This is a genomic window from Flavobacterium hibisci (assembly GCF_020026925.1).
GTDB classification, from domain to species: domain Bacteria; phylum Bacteroidota; class Bacteroidia; order Flavobacteriales; family Flavobacteriaceae; genus Flavobacterium; species Flavobacterium hibisci.
In genome coordinates, this window is sequence record NZ_JAIQDW010000009.1 from 19,508 (window position 1) to 35,800 (window position 16,293).

Below are 16,293 nucleotides of genomic sequence, written 5' to 3' on the forward strand. Positions count from 1 at the left end.
TTGATTAAAACCACTAGAAATCAACGATAATACTGACGAGTATTCAAATTCCATCCAGATAAAACCACTCACCATTTTCAAATTTAAAAGTTGAAAACTCATGATGAATTTGCGATTTTTGATTTTCATCCAAAAAATAGGCATTAAACTCCACCTTATTCTCCGTGTAAAATAAGATTTCAAGTTGGCGCCATTTATTACTTGTTGCCCATTTCAGAATTTCAGCTTTTGAGTACTGTTTTCTTTCAGAAATATAAGTAGTTTCCAAAAGGTAATCGGCATTATGAGTGGCATAAGCTGAATATCTGGAGCGCATCAAAGCCAGGGCTGTTGGTGCTTTTTGATTATTCTGAAGGTATAATCCGCAACATTTCTCAAAAGGCAATCCTGTATCACAGAAACACGTTTTATTCTCCATCAACTGGTTCTTCTCCATTAATTTTTACATGAAGCTGATTCAGTAAAACCTGATATCGGGTTATTTCACGCACTTCTTCATCTTCTTCAGCAAAATCAATCATTTCATCCAGAACTTCACTTACTTCAAGCAGTTTATTATTAGCTTCTCTGTTATTTTGTGCAGCAATCAAATCAATAATTTCCTGTACACTTGCCTTTAAAGTTTCGAATTTATTACTCATATATTTTGTTTGTTTGTTTTGTTTCAGGTTTCAGGTTTTACATTCATGACGTTAACTTGCGACGTGAAACTTGAAACTATTTTTTATCACTCTTCGTTTTTATTTTCGTTAAACTTTTTTACGATTTCCTTCAGCTTTTCTTTACGGGCAATTTCAGCTTGTTTCGCTTTTGCCTGGGTTTTATGCAATTTATCGTTATGTTTTTTAATGTTTCTTTCGTTATTGCGGCCCATTATATTTCTCTTTTTATTTGTTCTAAAGTTTTCTCAGTAAAAATTAATTCATTGATCATTTTTTTTCTCAAATCATGAATATCATCGTAATCAAAATATTTTGCCCAGGAAGTCAATTGTTGGAGATTCCTGATTTGCTTTAATCTTTTTGTTGTTTCAAAGCTGGTTCTTAAAATTGCTTTACCATCATATTGCGGATTATTTTTGTGTTCATAATTCGCCAGATTATTTTCGAAATCAGCTTTAATATAATACAATTTTTCCTGTGGATTATCTGCATAAAATTCTTCCCATTTAGCAAACCCAATTTTCGTTTTAGATTCCGTTTCAGGATTTCGCGCTATCAGACGCCATTTACTGTTTGCGAGCCTTCCCCAGTGGTTCGAAACACGATACATTCCTTCTTCAGTATAATAGTAAGTACTTCCGGCTTTACTTTCGAACTGCTTTTTCAAACCTTCAATTTGATCTGGAAGCACTTCCCTAAAAACACAGAACGTATTTTTAAAAGAATTAGGATGTGGCTTATAATTTTTCTGCATATGCAAATATACGCACATTACAGCGAACTGCCTAAAACATTAATTTCTTACCTTTGTCTCTTAATTTTCAAAATAAAAAATCATGTCTAAAGATTCGCAACAAAAAATGCCTCAAAAAGGAGTTTTTACAGGTATTATCGAAAAAGATGAAAACAATAATTATTTCTGCGGTACCTATCTCTTAGACTACAAAATGGTTCAGGCAAAATTTAAAGAGGGTGATTGGATTACAATAAAATCTGTTATTGAAAACCCAAGTGATATGAGCTATAAACAATATCCTAAAAAATCAAGAAACTTCGACAAAGCCAACCATAAACCGGAATAATTTTGTTTCTGGTTTTTGTTGTTTCATTTTACAGGTAAGACATTTTAAATGGCTATTACACGTGATTTAAATAGTATGTTCGCAAAGTTTTGTATTGATAAAGCTTTGGGAACTTTTCTTTTTTATTAAGCCGCTAAAAACCTTAGCGTTGTCTGCAGTTAAAAACAACCTGGCAATAACAGTTAACATTTTAATAAACCAACTTTCCCGAATATTTTTTAGATGAAAACTAAAAAGTTAAAAAAAAGTGTACCTTTGCAAAAAATTTGTCGATTTGAACTAACTAATATCGATTTCAAACTAATAGACAAGTAGTTACCTTTTATTTATGAAAAAAATAGTTGAATACCGTAAGTTACTAAACGTAGAGAAAACTGTAGAGCTAAAAGATTTAAAAACCATTTATCGTAATGCGATGAAAGAAGCTCACCCTGACAAATTTCAGGGAGATGATGCTGGTTTAAAAGCTGCAGAAGAAAAAAGCAAAACGATCATTGAAGCTTACCACTTTTTAGTAAGCATACATCCAGATACCATTAAGATTAACTTACCTGAGTACACAGAAACAATTTCAACTTGTACCATTACAGATTTCAAATTTGTGGAAGGGCGTTTAATTATTGATTTTTCTAATGGAAGCGTTTACGAATATATTAGCGTTCCTAAAGCTACTTATGTAAAAATGGTAAATGCAGATTCTCCAGCCAGATTTGCAAAAAGACACATTTTGAACTCTTTTACATGGAGAAAGAAAACAAATCAGGAATAAAATTCCATTATATATTATTTTAAAAGCATTCTGATGACAGAATGCTTTTTTTATGCTCAAAAACACCAAATTGTTTAATTTGATTCTGAATAGCGAAAGAATTATTTGTTTTACCAGGTTTCAGAAACCAGTAAATACTTAGCTACAAGCCTTTTAAAATAAATAAAACTATAACAAAATTTTAGGTAGTAAAATTATTGATGTTCTATATTTTTAAATACTTTTGTTGCGCAAATCAATTAACTAATTAATTTTTTATAATGAAAAAAATATTTTTTTTACTTACCGCTTCTGCAGCGATAATTTCTTGCAGCAAAGTTAAAGACGGAGAATTCCTTATTACAGGAACTGCAAAGGGAATTGAGAACGGAAAAACAATAATCCTTCAGGGGCAGGATCCAACAACAATGGCTGTTTTACCATTAGATACTGTAAAAGTTGAAAATGGAAAATTTGAAATAAAAGGAAAAGTTACTGAACCTGCTTTTCACACTTTAGTAATTCAGGATTTACAAGGCCCAATTCCGTTTATCTTAGAAACCGGTGAAATTAAAATTGAAGTGGATAAAGACAGTATTCATAAATCAAAAATTTCAGGAACTTACAGTAATGATGAGTATGTTAAGTTCAACGAAGATGTCACAAAAGTTCAAAAAAGACTAATTGACTTTCAGAAAAAAAATACTCAGGCTATGCAGACTGCTCAACAAAAACAAGATACAGCTGTTATCAATGGTTTAATGAAAGAATATATGGCTATTCAAACTGATGTTCAGGCTGAATCTAAAAAGAAATATACTGCTTACGCTGAAACACATCCAAAATCATTTATTTCAGTTTTAATTGTTCAAAGTCTGATCAATGACCCAAGTTCTGATTTCAAAAAAACAGAAGGCTTATACAACTCTCTAGACGAGTCTTTAAAAAATACTAAGCCAGGAAAAGCAATTAAAGAAAAAATTGGCCAAATGAAATTGCCTGCAGTAGGTGCATCAGCTCCACCTGTTGGCAGCGCTAAATGAAGGTCAGATTTTTCAGCTCCTAACCCAGAAGGAAAAACAGTATCACTTAAGGAAAGTTTAGGAAAAGTAACAATTGTGGATTTTTGGGCTTCATGGTGCGGACCATGCAGAAAAGAAAATCCTAATGTGGTAGCCATTTACAAAGAACTTCATTCAAAAGGGCTAAACATCATTGGTGTTTCACTAGATAAGGAAGCATCAGCCTGGAAAGAAGCCATTGCAAAAGACAATTTAACCTGGACACACGTTTCTAACTTGAAATTCTGGGATGAACCAATTGCAAAGCAATACGGTGTTGAATCTATCCCTGCAACCTTTATACTTGATTCATCAGGCAAGATCGTTGCACAAGACCTAAGAGGTCCTGAATTAAGAGCAAAAGTTTTAGAACTTTTAGGAAAATAAGTAAAATACAATACAAACAAAAAAACTCCGGATTTTCATCTGGAGTTTTTTTGTTTGTATACTTAAAAAGTAATTTATTTTATTACTTTACAAATTCAATTTTTTGAGCTTCTTCTTCGTTTACGCTATCAAAGAATCCTTGTTCATTCATCCAGTCATCACTAAATACTTTGCTCATATAACGAGAACCATGATCAGGGAATATAGCAATAATATTACTGTCTTTAGTAAACTCGCCTTCTTCTGCGTATTGTTTAATGGCCTGCATTACTGCACCCGAAGTATACCCAACAAACAATCCTTCTTTACGTGTAATTTCCCTTGCGGTATGAGCACTTTCTTCATCCGTTACTTTCATAAACTTATCGATAATATCGAAATCAGTTGCTGAAGGAATTAAATTCTTACCTAAACCTTCAATACGGTACGGATAAATTTCTTTAGTATCAAATTCTCTTGTTTCGTGGTATTTTTTCAAAACCGACCCAAAAGCATCAACACCTAAGATTTTAATGTTTGGATTTTGCTCTTTTAAGTATTTTGCAGTTCCTGAGATTGTTCCTCCTGTTCCGCTACAAGCAATTAAGTGTGTAATCTGACCTTTGGTTTGCTGCCAAATTTCCGGTCCGGTAGTATTGTAATGCGCATCAATATTTAACTGGTTAAAATATTGATTAATATAAACAGAACCTTTTGTCTCTTCATGCAAACGTTTTGCAACATTATAGTAGGATCTTTCATCATCTGCTGAAACGTGAGCCGGGCAAACATATACTTTTGCCCCTAAACTCCTCAACATATCAATTTTATCTTTGGATGATTTTGAACTTACTGCCAATATGCAGTTGTAGCCTTTTATAATGCTCACCATAGCCAAACTAAAACCTGTGTTTCCGGATGTCGTTTCGATTATGGTATCACCTGGAGACAAAATCCCTCTTCTCTCTGCTTCTTCAATGATATATAATGCTATTCTATCTTTTGACGAATGTCCCGGATTAAAAGCTTCTACCTTTGCGTAGAAATTGCCTTCTAGCCCTTCGGTGACTTTATTTAGCTTAATAAGTGGGGTGTTACCTATTAACTCTAAAACATTATTATAAGCATTTATTTCTTCTTTCATAAAAAAATAGTTAATCAAGGTAATTTTTTGATAACCCCGATAGGTTGCAAATTTAACAAAAAATTTCTAATTAGCTTTGAATTTTCTCTAAATCTAATAAAAAACTAAATTCCTTTGCTAAGTCTTTTAAAGCCTGAAAACGTCCTGAAGCCCCTCCATGACCAGCATCCATATTAGTATCCAGAAACAATACATTATCGTTTGTTTTTAGATTTCTAAGTTTTGCCACCCATTTAGCAGGCTCCCAGTACTGAACCTGAGAATCATGTAATCCGGTAGAGACATACATATTAGGATATTTTTGCTCTTTTACATTATCATACGGCGAATAGGATAACATATAATCATAATATTTTTTATTGTTTGGGTTGCCCCATTCGTCATATTCCCCTGTTGTCAATGGAATACTATCATCAAGCATAGTTGTCACAACATCTACAAAAGGAACCTGAGCAATAACCCCGTTGTATAATTCCGGTGCCTCATTCGCTATAACTCCCATCAAAAGTCCTCCTGCAGAGCCTCCTTCTGCATACAAATGTTTCGCAGAAGTATATTTCTCGTTTATTACAAATTTAGAGCAATCGATGAAATCTGTAAAGGTATTTTTCTTTTTTAACAGTTTTCCATCTTCGTACCATTGTCTTCCTAAGTCTTCACCTCCCCTTACATGAGCGATTGCGTACACAAATCCGCGGTCAAGTAAAGAAAGCCTTGTTGAAGAAAAATAAGTTTCCATCGTAATCCCATAAGATCCATATGCATAAAGCAGCAACGGATTTTTACCATCTCTCTCCAATCCTTTTCGATAAACCATCGAAATTGGGATTTTCACGCCATCTCTGGCAGTTGCCCAGACTCTTTCTTCGATGTAATTGTTTTTATCAAATTTCCCTCCTAAAACCTCTTGTTCTTTTAAGATTTCTTTGGTTTTGGTTTTCATATTAAAATCAATTACAGATGATGGTGTTGCCAGTGATTGGTAGCTATAACGCAATACATCTGTATCAAAATCAATATTGGTTGTGGTATAAGCATTATAGGTTTCGCTTCCAAAAGGCAAATAATAATCTGGTTCACCATTCCACGGCATTATCCGGATGTGATTTAATCCATTCGAACGCTCTTCTACAACTAAGTAATTTTTGAATATTTCGATATCTTCCAATAAGACATCTTCACGATGTGGAATAAGGTCTTTCCAGAATTTTTTTTCGGTTCTGTTTTCAGGCGTTTTCATCAGCTTAAAATTCGTCGCCTTGTCTTTATTCGTCAAAATATAAAATGAATCTTCGTAATGAGAAATACTATATTCTAAACCACGAACACGAGGCTGAAACACTTCAAATTCACCATCGGGATTATCAGAGTTTAAAATTCTGTATTCCGTTGTTAAAGTACTCCCTGAACCAATCACTATATATTTTCTGGATTTTTCTTTGCTTATCGAAACACTAAATGTATCATCGGTTTCATTGAAAACCAAAGCATCCGCTGCAGAATCTGAATTTAATTTATGTCTGAATACTTTATCTGACCGCAAGGTTACTTCGTCTTGTCTGACATAGAAAATAGTAGTATTATCATTTGCCCAAACTGATTCCCCGGTTACATTTTCGATTTTCTCGGGCAGGATTTCTCCGGTTTCCAAATTTTTAATCTGAATGGTGTAAATTCTTCTTCCTACAATATCAACACTAAAAGTGGCAAATTTGTTATCCGGACTTACACTTAAGCCTCCTAATTTAAAATACGCATGACCTTTTGCCAATTCGTTACAATTGAACATAATCTCTTCTTCAGCAGAAAGACTTCCTTTTTTTCTTGAGAAAATGGGATAATCCTGTCCTGTTTCAAAACGGGTAATATAATAATAACCATTGTAAAAGTAAGGAACAGACGAATCATCTTCTTTAATTCTTGCTTTCATTTCCTCATACAAAGATTCCTGTAAATCTTTTGTATGTGCAGTCATTTTTTGATAATAATCGTTTTCCTTATTCAGGTAATCAATAACTTCAGGATTCTCTCTGTCATTTAGCCAGAAATAATTATCGATGCGGGTTTCTTTATGCTTTTTTAATAATTTTGGAATTTCTTTTGCTTTTGGAGCTACTATATCGTTTAGCATTTATTTAATTAGGCATTAGTTTTTAAATATAAAGAGCAAAAATAACACAATCACAACAGAACGAAAATTAATTTTTTCATAAAATATTCTATTGTTTTCATATAGCAATATACTAATTTTGTATGAAATAATTTAAAATAAGCAAAAATGGATTTAATGGGAATGATGGGCAAACTTAAAGAAACCCAGCAAAAAATTGAAGATACAAAAAAACGCCTGGATACTGTTTTAATTAACGAACAAAGCGCTGACGGATTATTGAAAATTACTATTACAGCCAGCCGAAAAATAAAAACAATTTCTATCGATGATTCATTACTTGAAGATAAGGAACAGTTAGAAGATTATTTAATTGTAACCCTGAATAAAGCTATCGAAAAAGCAACAAGCGTAAACGAGCAAGAACTTGATGCAGTTGCAAAAATGGATATGCCGATGATTCCCGGAATGGATAATCTTTTTAAGTAAAAAGTTAAAAACGTTTCAGGTTTCAGGTTTCAAGTTAATCGCAATGCGAACCTGAAACCTGAAACTAAACTTAAAACTTCTGAAGTGTATCCATCACATAAGTGTGCATAACTTCTTTATAATCCAAATGAGTAACAATTCGAAGTTTATTGCTTCCCATTGAACTTATTAAAATATTCTTCTGTTTCAATTTTTCTATTAAAAGCTGATCACTGTAACCTTCAGCCAATGAAAAAATCAAAATATTAGTTTCAACTGGCTCGATCGCAGCCACCCATGGTTTTGTTTTTAAAACTGATGCAATTTCCTTAGCTCTTCGATGATCTTCGGCCATTCGTTCAATATTATGCGCTAAGGCATATAATCCTCCGGCGGCTAAATAACCAACCTGACGCATTCCGCCTCCCAATATCTTCCTGATTCTTAACGCCCTGTGAATATCTGCTTTGGTTCCCAGTAAAATAGAACCTATCGGAGCCCCTAAACCTTTTGACAAACAAACTGAAATAGTATCGAAAATCGCTCCAAATTCTTTCGGATTTTGTCTTTTTGCGACCAAGGCATTCCAAATTCTGGCGCCATCTAAATGAAACTTTAAATTATTGGCATCACAAACTTTTTTTATTTCTCTTAAATCTTCTAATTCATAGCAGGCACCGCCCCCTTTATTCGTAGTGTTTTCTACACAAACCAAAGTCGTTAACGGACTGTGATAAAACTCGGGATCATTTATGGCTGCAGCGACCTGAGCAGCATTTATCATACCACGGTCTCCATCCAGCAAACAGCATGATACGCCACTATTGAAAGAAACACCCCCACCCTCATAGTTATAAATATGCGCATATTTATCAGCAATTAATTGTTCTCCAGGCTGCGTATGCAGTTTAATTGCGGTTTGATTTGCCATAGTTCCTGAAGGAAAAAAAAGTCCAGCTTCCATTCCAAAAAAATCAGCCACCCTGGTTTCTAATTCGATAACCGTCGGATCTTGTCTGTATACATCGTCGCCAACATGAGCGTTGAACATATACTGCAGCATTTCGTATGAAGGTTTGGTAATGGTATCGCTAATTAAATTTATTTCCATATTCTAAAAACTATATCTTATTTTTGTACAGCAAAATTACGTATTACTGTTAGTTATTAGCTGCGAGTTTTAATAAATTTTAACTTGTACCAAATTAACGTAATATTTGTAAAAAACATATAAAACTATTATTAATTTATGACAACAGCCGAACAAGTAAAAGGTATTGTGGAGCGCCTTGGTGCGTTGAGGAGGTATCTTTGACGTTGATGCCAAGCTAATCGAAATTGCAAACGAAGAAGAAAAAACTTTTGCTCCTGATTTTTGGAACAAACCAAAAGAAGCAGAAATAATTGTAAAAAATCTTCGAAACAAGAAAAAATGGATTGAAGATTATAACAAAGCAGTCGAACTTACAGATGAACTCCAGCTCGCTTATGATTTTTATAAAGAAGGAGAACTTTCTGTTGAAGAGTTAGATGAAAATTACAACGCAACCCAGCTGCACATTGAGAACATCGAATTCAAAAACATGCTTTCTGACGAAGGCGACAGTTTAAGCGCTGTAGTTCAGATTACTGCCGGTGCTGGTGGAACAGAAAGTTGTGACTGGGCCGGAATGTTAATGCGTATGTACATGATGTGGGGAGAAAGTTATGGGTATAAAATAAAAGAACTTAACTTTCAGGAAGGTGATGTTGCCGGTATCAAAACTGTAACATTAGAATTTGAAGGTGATTATTCTTTTGGTTACCTAAAAGGAGAAAACGGGGTACATCGTTTGGTTCGAATTTCGCCTTTTGACAGTAATGCCAAACGTCATACATCATTTGTATCCGTTTATGTTTATCCGCTTGTTGATGACAGTATCGAAATTGACATTAATCCTGCCGATATTGAAATTACAACCTCACGTTCGAGTGGTGCGGGAGGACAGAATGTAAATAAGGTTGAAACCAAAGTTCAGCTGGTCCACAAACCAACCGGAATACAGATTCAGTGTTCTGAAACGAGATCTCAGCAGGACAACCGACAGCGTGCTATGCAAATGCTTCGCTCTCAATTGTATGAAATCGAATTAAAGAAACAGCAGGCCCAACGCGCCGATATCGAAGCCGGCAAAATGAAAATCGAATGGGGTTCGCAAATACGTAATTACGTAATGCAGCCTTACAAATTAGTTAAGGATGTTCGTACTGGCTATGAAACCAGTGATGTTGATGGCGTTATGAACGGAAATCTTGACCCATTTCTTAAAGCATATTTAATGATGATGGGACAAAAAGAAGAAGAATAAATAGTATTTTCAAGGTTCAGATTAAGTATTCAGGCACAGTTTTGTATTTACAATAACCTGAAGCCTGAAACTTGAAGCATTTAACTAAAAATAAAAAGTTATGATAAAATGGGCAGATGTAATTCATTTTACAAATAAAGGAAATCCAACTCCGGATAAAAGAGTGGAAAAAACGGAGGAAGAATGGAAACAATCATTGACTCCCGAAGAATTTCAGGTAACACGCCTAAAAGGAACTGAAAGATCATTTAGTTCTGAAATGTGCAGTTTATTTGAACCTGGAATTTACGAATGTAAATGCTGCGGCACTTTGCTTTTTGATGCTTCTGAAAAATTTGAATCAGGAACTGGCTGGCCGTCTTTTACTCAGCCGGTCAAAGAAAATGCAATTGCCTATCATGCCGACAAATCATACGGAATGATTCGGGTTGAAGTAGTATGTAATACCTGCGATGCGCATTTGGGTCATGTTTTTCCTGATGGACCTCAACCAAGCGGTTTACGATATTGTATTAATGCTGTTTCTCTTACCAAAGTTAAAGAGTAAAAGTAAGAAGCTACTATTAATAAAGCGATTCATCGTAAAAAATGAATCGCTTTTTTTTGTTTTAAATTTATTCCAATAAGTACAAATAAGATCGAAAATCTCTTTAGCAAAAAATATTATTTTTAAAACTTACCCTGTTAATATTTCATTTACAGGATGTTAATCTTAAAAAGCAAAATTTAGCTCATATCATTTATTTCTTCTAAGAAAATTATAGAATTAAGTTAAATAAAAGTAAGATGCCTTATTAGAAATATCCACATTAACCTACAAATTTCCCTAAACTAAAAAACATACAATTAAACATTTAATTATCAACCAATTAAACAGCAAAACACGATAAAGTATTAAAACAAAAATCCTTCATTAGCTATCAGCTTTTAAATAACCAAACATTAACACATAATTAATAATTTACCAAACAATTATCAATTCAATTATTTAAATGTTAAAAAAAATAATTTTAAAGCTTTTAATTAAAAATATATTTGAAAAACTTCAAAACAGGATTAGGTAATTTAAATCTAATTTATTTTATTTGGCAAAAATTAATCCTTAATCAATTTAATCCAATAAATGAAATCCTATTCAATTCAAGAAATTAACGAAGTTATAAATGGTGAAATTTACGGTAACACATCTCAAGTTATAACCGGAACTGAGCAATTAGAAAAAGCAACGAATTCTGAAATTTCATTTATAGGGAATAAAAAATACGAAAAATTTTGGGAAGCTTCAAAAGCCCCTGTAGCAGTTGTTAATGAAGACATCTCTATTGAACCCGGGAATAATCGTGCTTTCATTAAAGTTAAAAATGCTGATCTTGCCATGTCTCAAATTTTGGCACTTTTTGCTCCTCCAACTCCAATATTTCATAATGAAATTCACAGAACAGCAGTTATAGACGAAACAGCTGTTATTGGCGAAGGAACCAAAATTGGAGCGGGGTGTTATATTGGTCCAAAAGTAGAAATTGCTGCTAATGTTACTATTTATCCAAATGTTACTATTCTGGATGAATGCACAATCGGAAAAAATACTGTTATCTGGTCCGGAGCTGTAGTTCGCGAACGCTGCCATATTGGTAATGACTGTATAATTCATCCAAATGCAACCATTGGTGCCGATGGTTTTGGATTCCGCCCATGTAAAGAAAAAGGTTTGGTAAAAATTCCGCAAATTGGAAATGTAATTATTGGAAACGGAGTAGAAATTGGCGCAAATTCATGTGTTGACCGTGGGAAATTCAGTTCAACCGTTCTTGGTGATGGCTGTAAAATTGATAACTTAGTCCAAATTGGACATAACAGTAACTTAGGCAAGTTTTGTATTATGGCCGGAAACAGCGGTTTAGCCGGTTCTGTAACCTTAGGCAACGGGGTTATTATTGGCGGAAGCGCATCCATAAAAGATCATACTACTATTGGCGATGGTGCAATTGTAGGTGCCGGTTCAGGCGTTACCGGAGATATTCCTGCAGGAAAAACAATGTTGGGATATCCTGCTGTTGAAGCTCGTGATGCTTTGAAACAATGGGCAATCTTAAAAAGATTAGTTTGTGATTCTAAGAAATAATTTTAGATTTTAGATTTTAGATTTTTATAAAAAAACAGAAGCTAGCTTCTGTTTTTTACATCCATAATAGCAAAAAAATAATTTACAAGGCTTCACATTCAAAGCCTAAGATTTTCATTAAAAAAATAATCTCTTTCAATATATCGCTTTCTGATTCAAACCGCAAAATACAGTCACAATCTTCAAGATCAAAATTCCATTTAGAGTTTGGAAATAACTTATTCAACTTTGGAGTCACTTTTTTCACTTTCGAAATGTTGTCAACATTTGTCCTGAATACAAAAATCATAACTATTATTAATTTTGAATTTTACTTAAAATTTTAGAATCAATGTAAAAAGTTCCAAACGGAATTATACAGGCCAAAAGTACTTTCCATGTTATTTCTTTAAATTTCCAGTTCTGCTCTACTCCTACGCTCAAAGTATTAAAAACAAAAAGCAGAAACAAAGCTCCGTGAATCGTTCCCACAGATCTCGTTAAAAAAGGCATTTCAAAAATATATTTCATTGGCATTGCTATAAAAAGCAAAATTAAAAGAGAAGTACCTTCAAGAAATCCAATAATTCGTAATCTTCCGGTATTAGTCTGAAGTAAATTTTTCATAATTATCTAAAATAAGGTCGGTTTGCAAGTGGTGAAAAAGGCCACGGAATGGCAATAAAAATGATAAATAAAGCGATAGAGAACCACAGAAGCATGGTTTTGAATTTTTGCTCGTCAGAAAGTTTTCTTTTGGCTAAAGCCGAACCAATTGTAATAAAAACTATCCCCGTAAGCATTAAAACAATATGAATTATTCCGAAGAATGAAGCATCTAAATTTTGAATTGCTTCTTTAAAGTTTTTCCAGAAATATTTCACAACAGGACTCTGTACATAAACTAATATCCCAAAAATTAACTGAATATGGGCAATTGTAGCTGTCCAGTGCCGGATGAGATTCTCTTTTTTGGTAAAAGGAAGTTTTTGAGAGTAACCTTTGTAAGCAATGTAAATAGAATATAACAAGCTTACCAATACGAACCATCTTGTGAAAGAATGGCATTCTAATAGTGATTGATACATTGTTTTTTGATTTAGACAATGCAAATATATTTAAAAACATACCAAGTAGTATGTTTTTGAATAAAAATTATTTCAGGCTATTCAAATAGTTTTTAAACTCCTTTAAATAAACCAAATAGCATTTTTTATCATCTTGCAATTTTCCAAAATTCCGAATCCCCCAATAGCCGGACATTATAAAAAAAGCTACTTGTTCCCCGTTTACATCCTTCTTTATTAATCCGGATTTTTGAGCATTCACAACGGCTTGCACTATAGTAATTTTCCATTGGTTGACCAATTCAAGCAATGCATTGCTAAATTGATTATTCCACGGTGTCATTTCCTGGGTTAAATTTCCAACCGGACAGCCATATTTTACCTGCAAAAAAGGATCTTCAAGAAGCAAATACGAGATCATATTGTAAAAATCTTCCAGAGGATTTTCTGAATTTTCAATTGGTCTTATAAAACTTTCCAGCATGGTCGGTTTTAAAATTTCCTCGATAATAGCTACACCCATTTCATCTTTTGTTTTAAAATGGTAATAAAAAGCCCCTTTTGTAACCTGAGTGGTTGCAATAATATCATCTATACTGGTGGTTTGATATCCTTTTGAATAAATTAATTCAAATGCTTTCTGAAGAATGGTTAAACGGGTGTTAGCAGCTTTAGACATAAGATACTGATTAGTATGAAAAAACAAATTAAGCCAAAAAAAAGAGTTCCCACAAACTTCATCCTTAGAATGTACGAGCAACAGACTTTACAATTTTTCATTTTTATACCGATAAGAAGGTCTATTTATTTCAGTCGATTTTGTAAATTAGCCAACACTTTTTTGTAAAAAAATCAATATCTTATGGATTTAAACTTCAATAAAAACGAAGATCACAATAAACTTTTACTTTCCGAATTAAAACAAAAATTTGCCAAGGTAAAATTAGGCGGAGGCGAAAAAAGAATCGAGAAATTGCATGCCGAAGGCAAAATGACAGCCCGTGAAAGAATTGCTTATTTATTAGATGAAAATGCTAAAAGTATTGAAATTGGTGGCTTTGCAGGCGAAGGAATGTATGCTGAACATGGCGGCTGCCCATCAGGAGGTGTTGTCGTTAAAATAGGATATATCAGAGGAAAGCAATGTATTGTTGTTGCGAATGATGCGACAGTTAAAGCCGGTGCCTGGTTTCCTATTACAGGAAAGAAAAATTTACGTGCACAGGAAATTGCGATGGAAAACAGACTTCCGATTATTTATTTGGTAGACAGTGCGGGAGTTTATCTGCCCATGCAGGATGAAATTTTCCCTGACAAAGAACATTTCGGGCGTATTTTTAGAAATAATGCGCAAATGAGCAGTATGGGAATCACCCAAATCGCTGCCGTTATGGGCAGCTGTGTTGCCGGAGGAGCCTACCTTCCTATCATGAGTGACGAAGCTTTGATAGTCGATAAAACGGGAAGTATTTTTCTTGCCGGAAGTTATTTGGTAAAAGCCGCTATTGGAGAAACCATTGACAATGAAACTTTAGGCGGGGCAACTACACACTGCGAAATTTCAGGCGTGACCGATTATAAAGCAAAAGACGACAAAGACGCTTTAGATAAAATCAAAAATATTGTAGATAAAATTGGAGATTACGATAAGGCTGGCTATAGCAGAATCAAAGCTGAAAAACCGGCTTTAGAACCTAAGGACATTTACGGAATCCTGCCAAAAGCCAGAAACGAGCAATACGACATGATGGAAATCATCAATCGCCTGGTTGACAATTCTGAATTTGAGGCCTATAAAGATGGTTATGGACAATCTTTAATTACAGGTTATGCCCGAATTGACGGCTGGGCTGTTGGAATTATTGCGAATCAACGAAAAGTAGTTAAAACCAAAAAAGGCGAAATGCAGTTTGGAGGCGTTATTTATTCAGATAGTGCGGACAAAGCCACCCGTTTTATTGCCAACTGCAATCAAAAGAAAATTCCATTAGTATTTTTGCAGGATGTTACAGGTTTTATGGTTGGGTCAAAATCTGAGCATGGCGGCATCATAAAAGACGGGGCCAAAATGGTCAATGCTGTCAGCAATTCAGTTGTCCCAAAATTTACTGTTATAGTCGGAAATTCATACGGAGCAGGAAATTACGCCATGTGTGGAAAAGCTTATGATCCGAGATTAATTTTTGCCTGGCCAAGTGCAGAACTTGCCGTTATGGGAGGAACTCAGGCTGCAAAAGTATTAGCGCAAATTGAGGCTTCTTCGCTTAAAGCGAAAGGAGAAATCATAGATGAGGCAAAAGAAGCTGAATTATTCAACAAAATAAAAGCACGTTACGACGAACAGACTTCACCCTACTACGCCGCTTCAAGGTTGTGGACAGACGCAATCATTGATCCGTTAGAAACCCGTACCTGGATTTCTATGGGAATCGAAGCAGCTAACCACGCCCCTATTCAAAAACCATTCAATTTAGGTGTAATTCAGGTATAAATGTTTCAGGATTTCTCAATAATACGTTAAATAAAAAGTAAAAAACTTATTTTCAGGGGGTTAAAAATAAATATACGATTAAAAATCAGTAACTTAGTGTATATAATTTTTAATCCCGTAACATCATGGAAAATGTAAAAAGTTTGAATAAGTGGGCAAATGCGCATACTTATTTACCATTGGATTTAGTACGTATTGTATTGGGTGTTTTTTTATTCATGAAAGGCGTTTCATTTGTCACGAATGCACAGTACCTGCATGATTTAATTTCTCCTGTTGATCAGTATGGAGGCGGAATGTTTCTGTTACATTATATCGCACCAGCCCATATGATTGGAGGGATAATGATTGTTTTTGGGTTACTGACCCGTTGGGCAATTGCAGCTCAGTTACCTATATTATTTGGTGCCGTACTTGTAAATTTTATGGGACGCATGCACTCCGAAAGCCTGATTTTAGCAATAGTAGTATTGTTACTTTGCATATTCTTCCTGTTCTACGGAGGAGGAAAACATTCAGCCGATTATTACTTCAAAATGCAGCAATAACATACCTTATCCTCAGCTCATAAAAAGTTGAGGATAACTTTTAAGAAGTAATTAGCAATTAAAATTTCATTAATTGTGTTTTATGAATTAAATTCGC

19 protein-coding genes and 1 pseudogene are annotated in these 16,293 nt (G+C 34.1%); 10 read left to right on the top strand and 10 right to left on the bottom strand.

Annotated elements, in window-relative coordinates; genetic code table 11:
* Positions 1–43: 43 nt before the first annotated feature.
* From K8B81_RS10715 to K8B81_RS10730, 4 genes are all read right to left on the bottom strand, one after another.
* Entirely contained in the window at positions 44–436 is a 393-nt protein-coding gene (locus K8B81_RS10715) for a YchJ family protein (RefSeq protein ID WP_223681433.1), read from the bottom strand.
* Positions 408–641, bottom strand: a complete 234-nt coding sequence (locus K8B81_RS10720; RefSeq protein WP_223681435.1) for a hypothetical protein — start codon at positions 639–641, stop codon at positions 408–410. The genes K8B81_RS10715 and K8B81_RS10720 overlap by 29 nt, the downstream gene beginning before the upstream one ends.
* An 86-nt stretch (positions 642–727) precedes the next feature.
* Positions 728–874, bottom strand: coding sequence for a hypothetical protein (locus K8B81_RS10725; RefSeq protein WP_223681437.1), 147 nt, complete (start codon positions 872–874; stop codon positions 728–730).
* Positions 874–1,416: a hypothetical protein gene (locus tag K8B81_RS10730; RefSeq protein ID WP_223681439.1), complete on the bottom strand. Its 543-nt coding sequence runs from the start codon at positions 1,414–1,416 to the stop codon at positions 874–876. The genes K8B81_RS10725 and K8B81_RS10730 overlap by 1 nt, the downstream gene beginning before the upstream one ends.
* 82 nt (positions 1,417–1,498) lie before the next feature.
* On the opposite strand from K8B81_RS10730, the gene K8B81_RS10735 reads away from it, so the two are divergent.
* From K8B81_RS10735 to K8B81_RS10750, 4 genes and pseudogenes are all read left to right on the top strand, one after another.
* Positions 1,499–1,744 (top strand): hypothetical protein, encoded by a 246-nt coding sequence (locus tag K8B81_RS10735; protein WP_025572023.1) that lies wholly within the window; start codon positions 1,499–1,501, stop codon positions 1,742–1,744.
* A 328-nt stretch (positions 1,745–2,072) separates the two neighbouring features.
* Complete coding sequence (locus tag K8B81_RS10740; RefSeq protein ID WP_025572025.1) at positions 2,073–2,513, top strand: KTSC domain-containing protein; 441 nt, start codon at positions 2,073–2,075, stop codon at positions 2,511–2,513.
* Between the two features lie 260 nt (positions 2,514–2,773).
* Positions 2,774–3,535, top strand: a complete 762-nt coding sequence (locus K8B81_RS10745) for a DUF4369 domain-containing protein (RefSeq protein ID WP_025572027.1) — start codon at positions 2,774–2,776, stop codon at positions 3,533–3,535.
* A gap of 18 nt (positions 3,536–3,553) precedes the next feature.
* Positions 3,554–3,940: pseudogene (locus K8B81_RS10750) on the top strand (peroxiredoxin family protein); the annotation flags it as partial.
* An 82-nt stretch (positions 3,941–4,022) separates the two neighbouring features.
* Here K8B81_RS10750 and K8B81_RS10755 read toward each other — a convergent pair.
* Positions 4,023–5,063, bottom strand: coding sequence for a PLP-dependent cysteine synthase family protein (locus K8B81_RS10755; RefSeq protein ID WP_025572030.1), 1,041 nt, complete (start codon positions 5,061–5,063; stop codon positions 4,023–4,025).
* Between the two features lie 70 nt (positions 5,064–5,133).
* Entirely contained in the window at positions 5,134–7,194 is a 2,061-nt protein-coding gene (locus tag K8B81_RS10760; protein ID WP_223681441.1) for a S9 family peptidase, read from the bottom strand.
* A 147-nt stretch (positions 7,195–7,341) separates the two neighbouring features.
* Here K8B81_RS10760 and K8B81_RS10765 point away from each other — a divergent pair, with 147 nt between their 5' ends.
* Positions 7,342–7,662, top strand: a complete 321-nt coding sequence (locus tag K8B81_RS10765; RefSeq protein WP_223681442.1) for a YbaB/EbfC family nucleoid-associated protein — start codon at positions 7,342–7,344, stop codon at positions 7,660–7,662.
* 70 nt (positions 7,663–7,732) lie between these two features.
* Here the strand turns inward: K8B81_RS10765 and K8B81_RS10770 are convergent, their stop codons facing one another.
* Positions 7,733–8,752 carry a threonine aldolase family protein gene (locus K8B81_RS10770; protein WP_025571278.1) on the bottom strand — a complete coding sequence of 340 codons (1,020 nt, stop codon included), beginning with the start codon at positions 8,750–8,752 and terminating at the stop codon, positions 7,733–7,735.
* A gap of 138 nt (positions 8,753–8,890) precedes the next feature.
* On the opposite strand from K8B81_RS10770, the gene prfB reads away from it, so the two are divergent.
* The 3 genes from prfB to lpxD all read left to right on the top strand — a co-directional run bounded on the left by prfB (position 8,891) and on the right by lpxD (position 12,111).
* Positions 8,891–9,989, top strand: a protein-coding gene (gene prfB, locus K8B81_RS10775) for a peptide chain release factor 2 (protein WP_223681444.1) whose coding sequence is annotated in 2 segments (ribosomal slippage) — positions 8,891–8,953 and positions 8,955–9,989 — 1,098 coding nt in all. Because the reading frame shifts where the segments join, the coding sequence is not laid out codon by codon here.
* A 100-nt stretch (positions 9,990–10,089) separates the two neighbouring features.
* Positions 10,090–10,536, top strand: a complete 447-nt coding sequence (gene msrB / locus K8B81_RS10780) for a peptide-methionine (R)-S-oxide reductase MsrB (RefSeq protein ID WP_025571273.1) — start codon at positions 10,090–10,092, stop codon at positions 10,534–10,536.
* Between the two features lie 576 nt (positions 10,537–11,112).
* On the top strand, positions 11,113–12,111 hold the full coding sequence (gene lpxD / locus K8B81_RS10785) for a UDP-3-O-(3-hydroxymyristoyl)glucosamine N-acyltransferase (protein WP_025572347.1): 999 nt from the start codon (positions 11,113–11,115) through the stop codon (positions 12,109–12,111).
* A 297-nt stretch (positions 12,112–12,408) separates the two neighbouring features.
* Here lpxD and K8B81_RS10795 read toward each other — a convergent pair whose 3' ends face one another.
* The 3 genes from K8B81_RS10795 to K8B81_RS10805 all read right to left on the bottom strand — a co-directional run bounded on the left by K8B81_RS10795 (position 12,409) and on the right by K8B81_RS10805 (position 13,836).
* A complete protein-coding gene (locus K8B81_RS10795) occupies positions 12,409–12,717 on the bottom strand; it encodes a DUF3817 domain-containing protein (protein WP_223681448.1) in 309 nt (102 codons plus the stop codon).
* Positions 12,718–12,719: 2 nt separating this feature from the next.
* Positions 12,720–13,178, bottom strand: a complete 459-nt coding sequence (locus K8B81_RS10800; protein ID WP_025572351.1) for a hypothetical protein — start codon at positions 13,176–13,178, stop codon at positions 12,720–12,722.
* Between the two features lie 67 nt (positions 13,179–13,245).
* Positions 13,246–13,836: a TetR/AcrR family transcriptional regulator gene (locus K8B81_RS10805; RefSeq protein ID WP_025572353.1), complete on the bottom strand. Its 591-nt coding sequence runs from the start codon at positions 13,834–13,836 to the stop codon at positions 13,246–13,248.
* A gap of 183 nt (positions 13,837–14,019) precedes the next feature.
* On the opposite strand from K8B81_RS10805, the gene K8B81_RS10810 reads away from it, so the two are divergent.
* Positions 14,020–15,648, top strand: coding sequence for an acyl-CoA carboxylase subunit beta (locus K8B81_RS10810; RefSeq protein WP_223681450.1), 1,629 nt, complete (start codon positions 14,020–14,022; stop codon positions 15,646–15,648).
* A gap of 125 nt (positions 15,649–15,773) precedes the next feature.
* Positions 15,774–16,196, top strand: a complete 423-nt coding sequence (locus K8B81_RS10815; RefSeq protein ID WP_223681451.1) for a DoxX family protein — start codon at positions 15,774–15,776, stop codon at positions 16,194–16,196.
* The last annotated feature ends 97 nt before the right edge of the window (positions 16,197–16,293 follow it).

Bases quoted from the DNA above. Each gene is read 5' to 3' on its own strand.
- K8B81_RS10715 (WP_223681433.1), bottom strand. From the start codon at position 436: ATGGAGAAGAACCAGTTGATGGAGAATAAAACGTGTTTCTGTGATACA.
- K8B81_RS10720 (WP_223681435.1), bottom strand. From the start codon at position 641: ATGAGTAATAAATTCGAAACTTTAAAGGCAAGTGTACAGGAAATTATT.
- K8B81_RS10725 (WP_223681437.1), bottom strand. From the start codon at position 874: ATGGGCCGCAATAACGAAAGAAACATTAAAAAACATAACGATAAATTG.
- K8B81_RS10730 (WP_223681439.1), bottom strand. From the start codon at position 1,416: ATGCAGAAAAATTATAAGCCACATCCTAATTCTTTTAAAAATACGTTC.
- K8B81_RS10735 (WP_025572023.1), top strand. From the start codon at position 1,499: ATGTCTAAAGATTCGCAACAAAAAATGCCTCAAAAAGGAGTTTTTACA.
- K8B81_RS10740 (WP_025572025.1), top strand. From the start codon at position 2,073: ATGAAAAAAATAGTTGAATACCGTAAGTTACTAAACGTAGAGAAAACT.
- K8B81_RS10745 (WP_025572027.1), top strand. From the start codon at position 2,774: ATGAAAAAAATATTTTTTTTACTTACCGCTTCTGCAGCGATAATTTCT.
- K8B81_RS10755 (WP_025572030.1), bottom strand. From the start codon at position 5,063: ATGAAAGAAGAAATAAATGCTTATAATAATGTTTTAGAGTTAATAGGT.
- K8B81_RS10760 (WP_223681441.1), bottom strand. From the start codon at position 7,194: ATGCTAAACGATATAGTAGCTCCAAAAGCAAAAGAAATTCCAAAATTA.
- K8B81_RS10765 (WP_223681442.1), top strand. From the start codon at position 7,342: ATGGATTTAATGGGAATGATGGGCAAACTTAAAGAAACCCAGCAAAAA.
- K8B81_RS10770 (WP_025571278.1), bottom strand. From the start codon at position 8,752: ATGGAAATAAATTTAATTAGCGATACCATTACCAAACCTTCATACGAA.
- msrB (WP_025571273.1), top strand. From the start codon at position 10,090: ATGATAAAATGGGCAGATGTAATTCATTTTACAAATAAAGGAAATCCA.
- lpxD (WP_025572347.1), top strand. From the start codon at position 11,113: ATGAAATCCTATTCAATTCAAGAAATTAACGAAGTTATAAATGGTGAA.
- K8B81_RS10795 (WP_223681448.1), bottom strand. From the start codon at position 12,717: ATGAAAAATTTACTTCAGACTAATACCGGAAGATTACGAATTATTGGA.
- K8B81_RS10800 (WP_025572351.1), bottom strand. From the start codon at position 13,178: ATGTATCAATCACTATTAGAATGCCATTCTTTCACAAGATGGTTCGTA.
- K8B81_RS10805 (WP_025572353.1), bottom strand. From the start codon at position 13,836: ATGTCTAAAGCTGCTAACACCCGTTTAACCATTCTTCAGAAAGCATTT.
- K8B81_RS10810 (WP_223681450.1), top strand. From the start codon at position 14,020: ATGGATTTAAACTTCAATAAAAACGAAGATCACAATAAACTTTTACTT.
- K8B81_RS10815 (WP_223681451.1), top strand. From the start codon at position 15,774: ATGGAAAATGTAAAAAGTTTGAATAAGTGGGCAAATGCGCATACTTAT.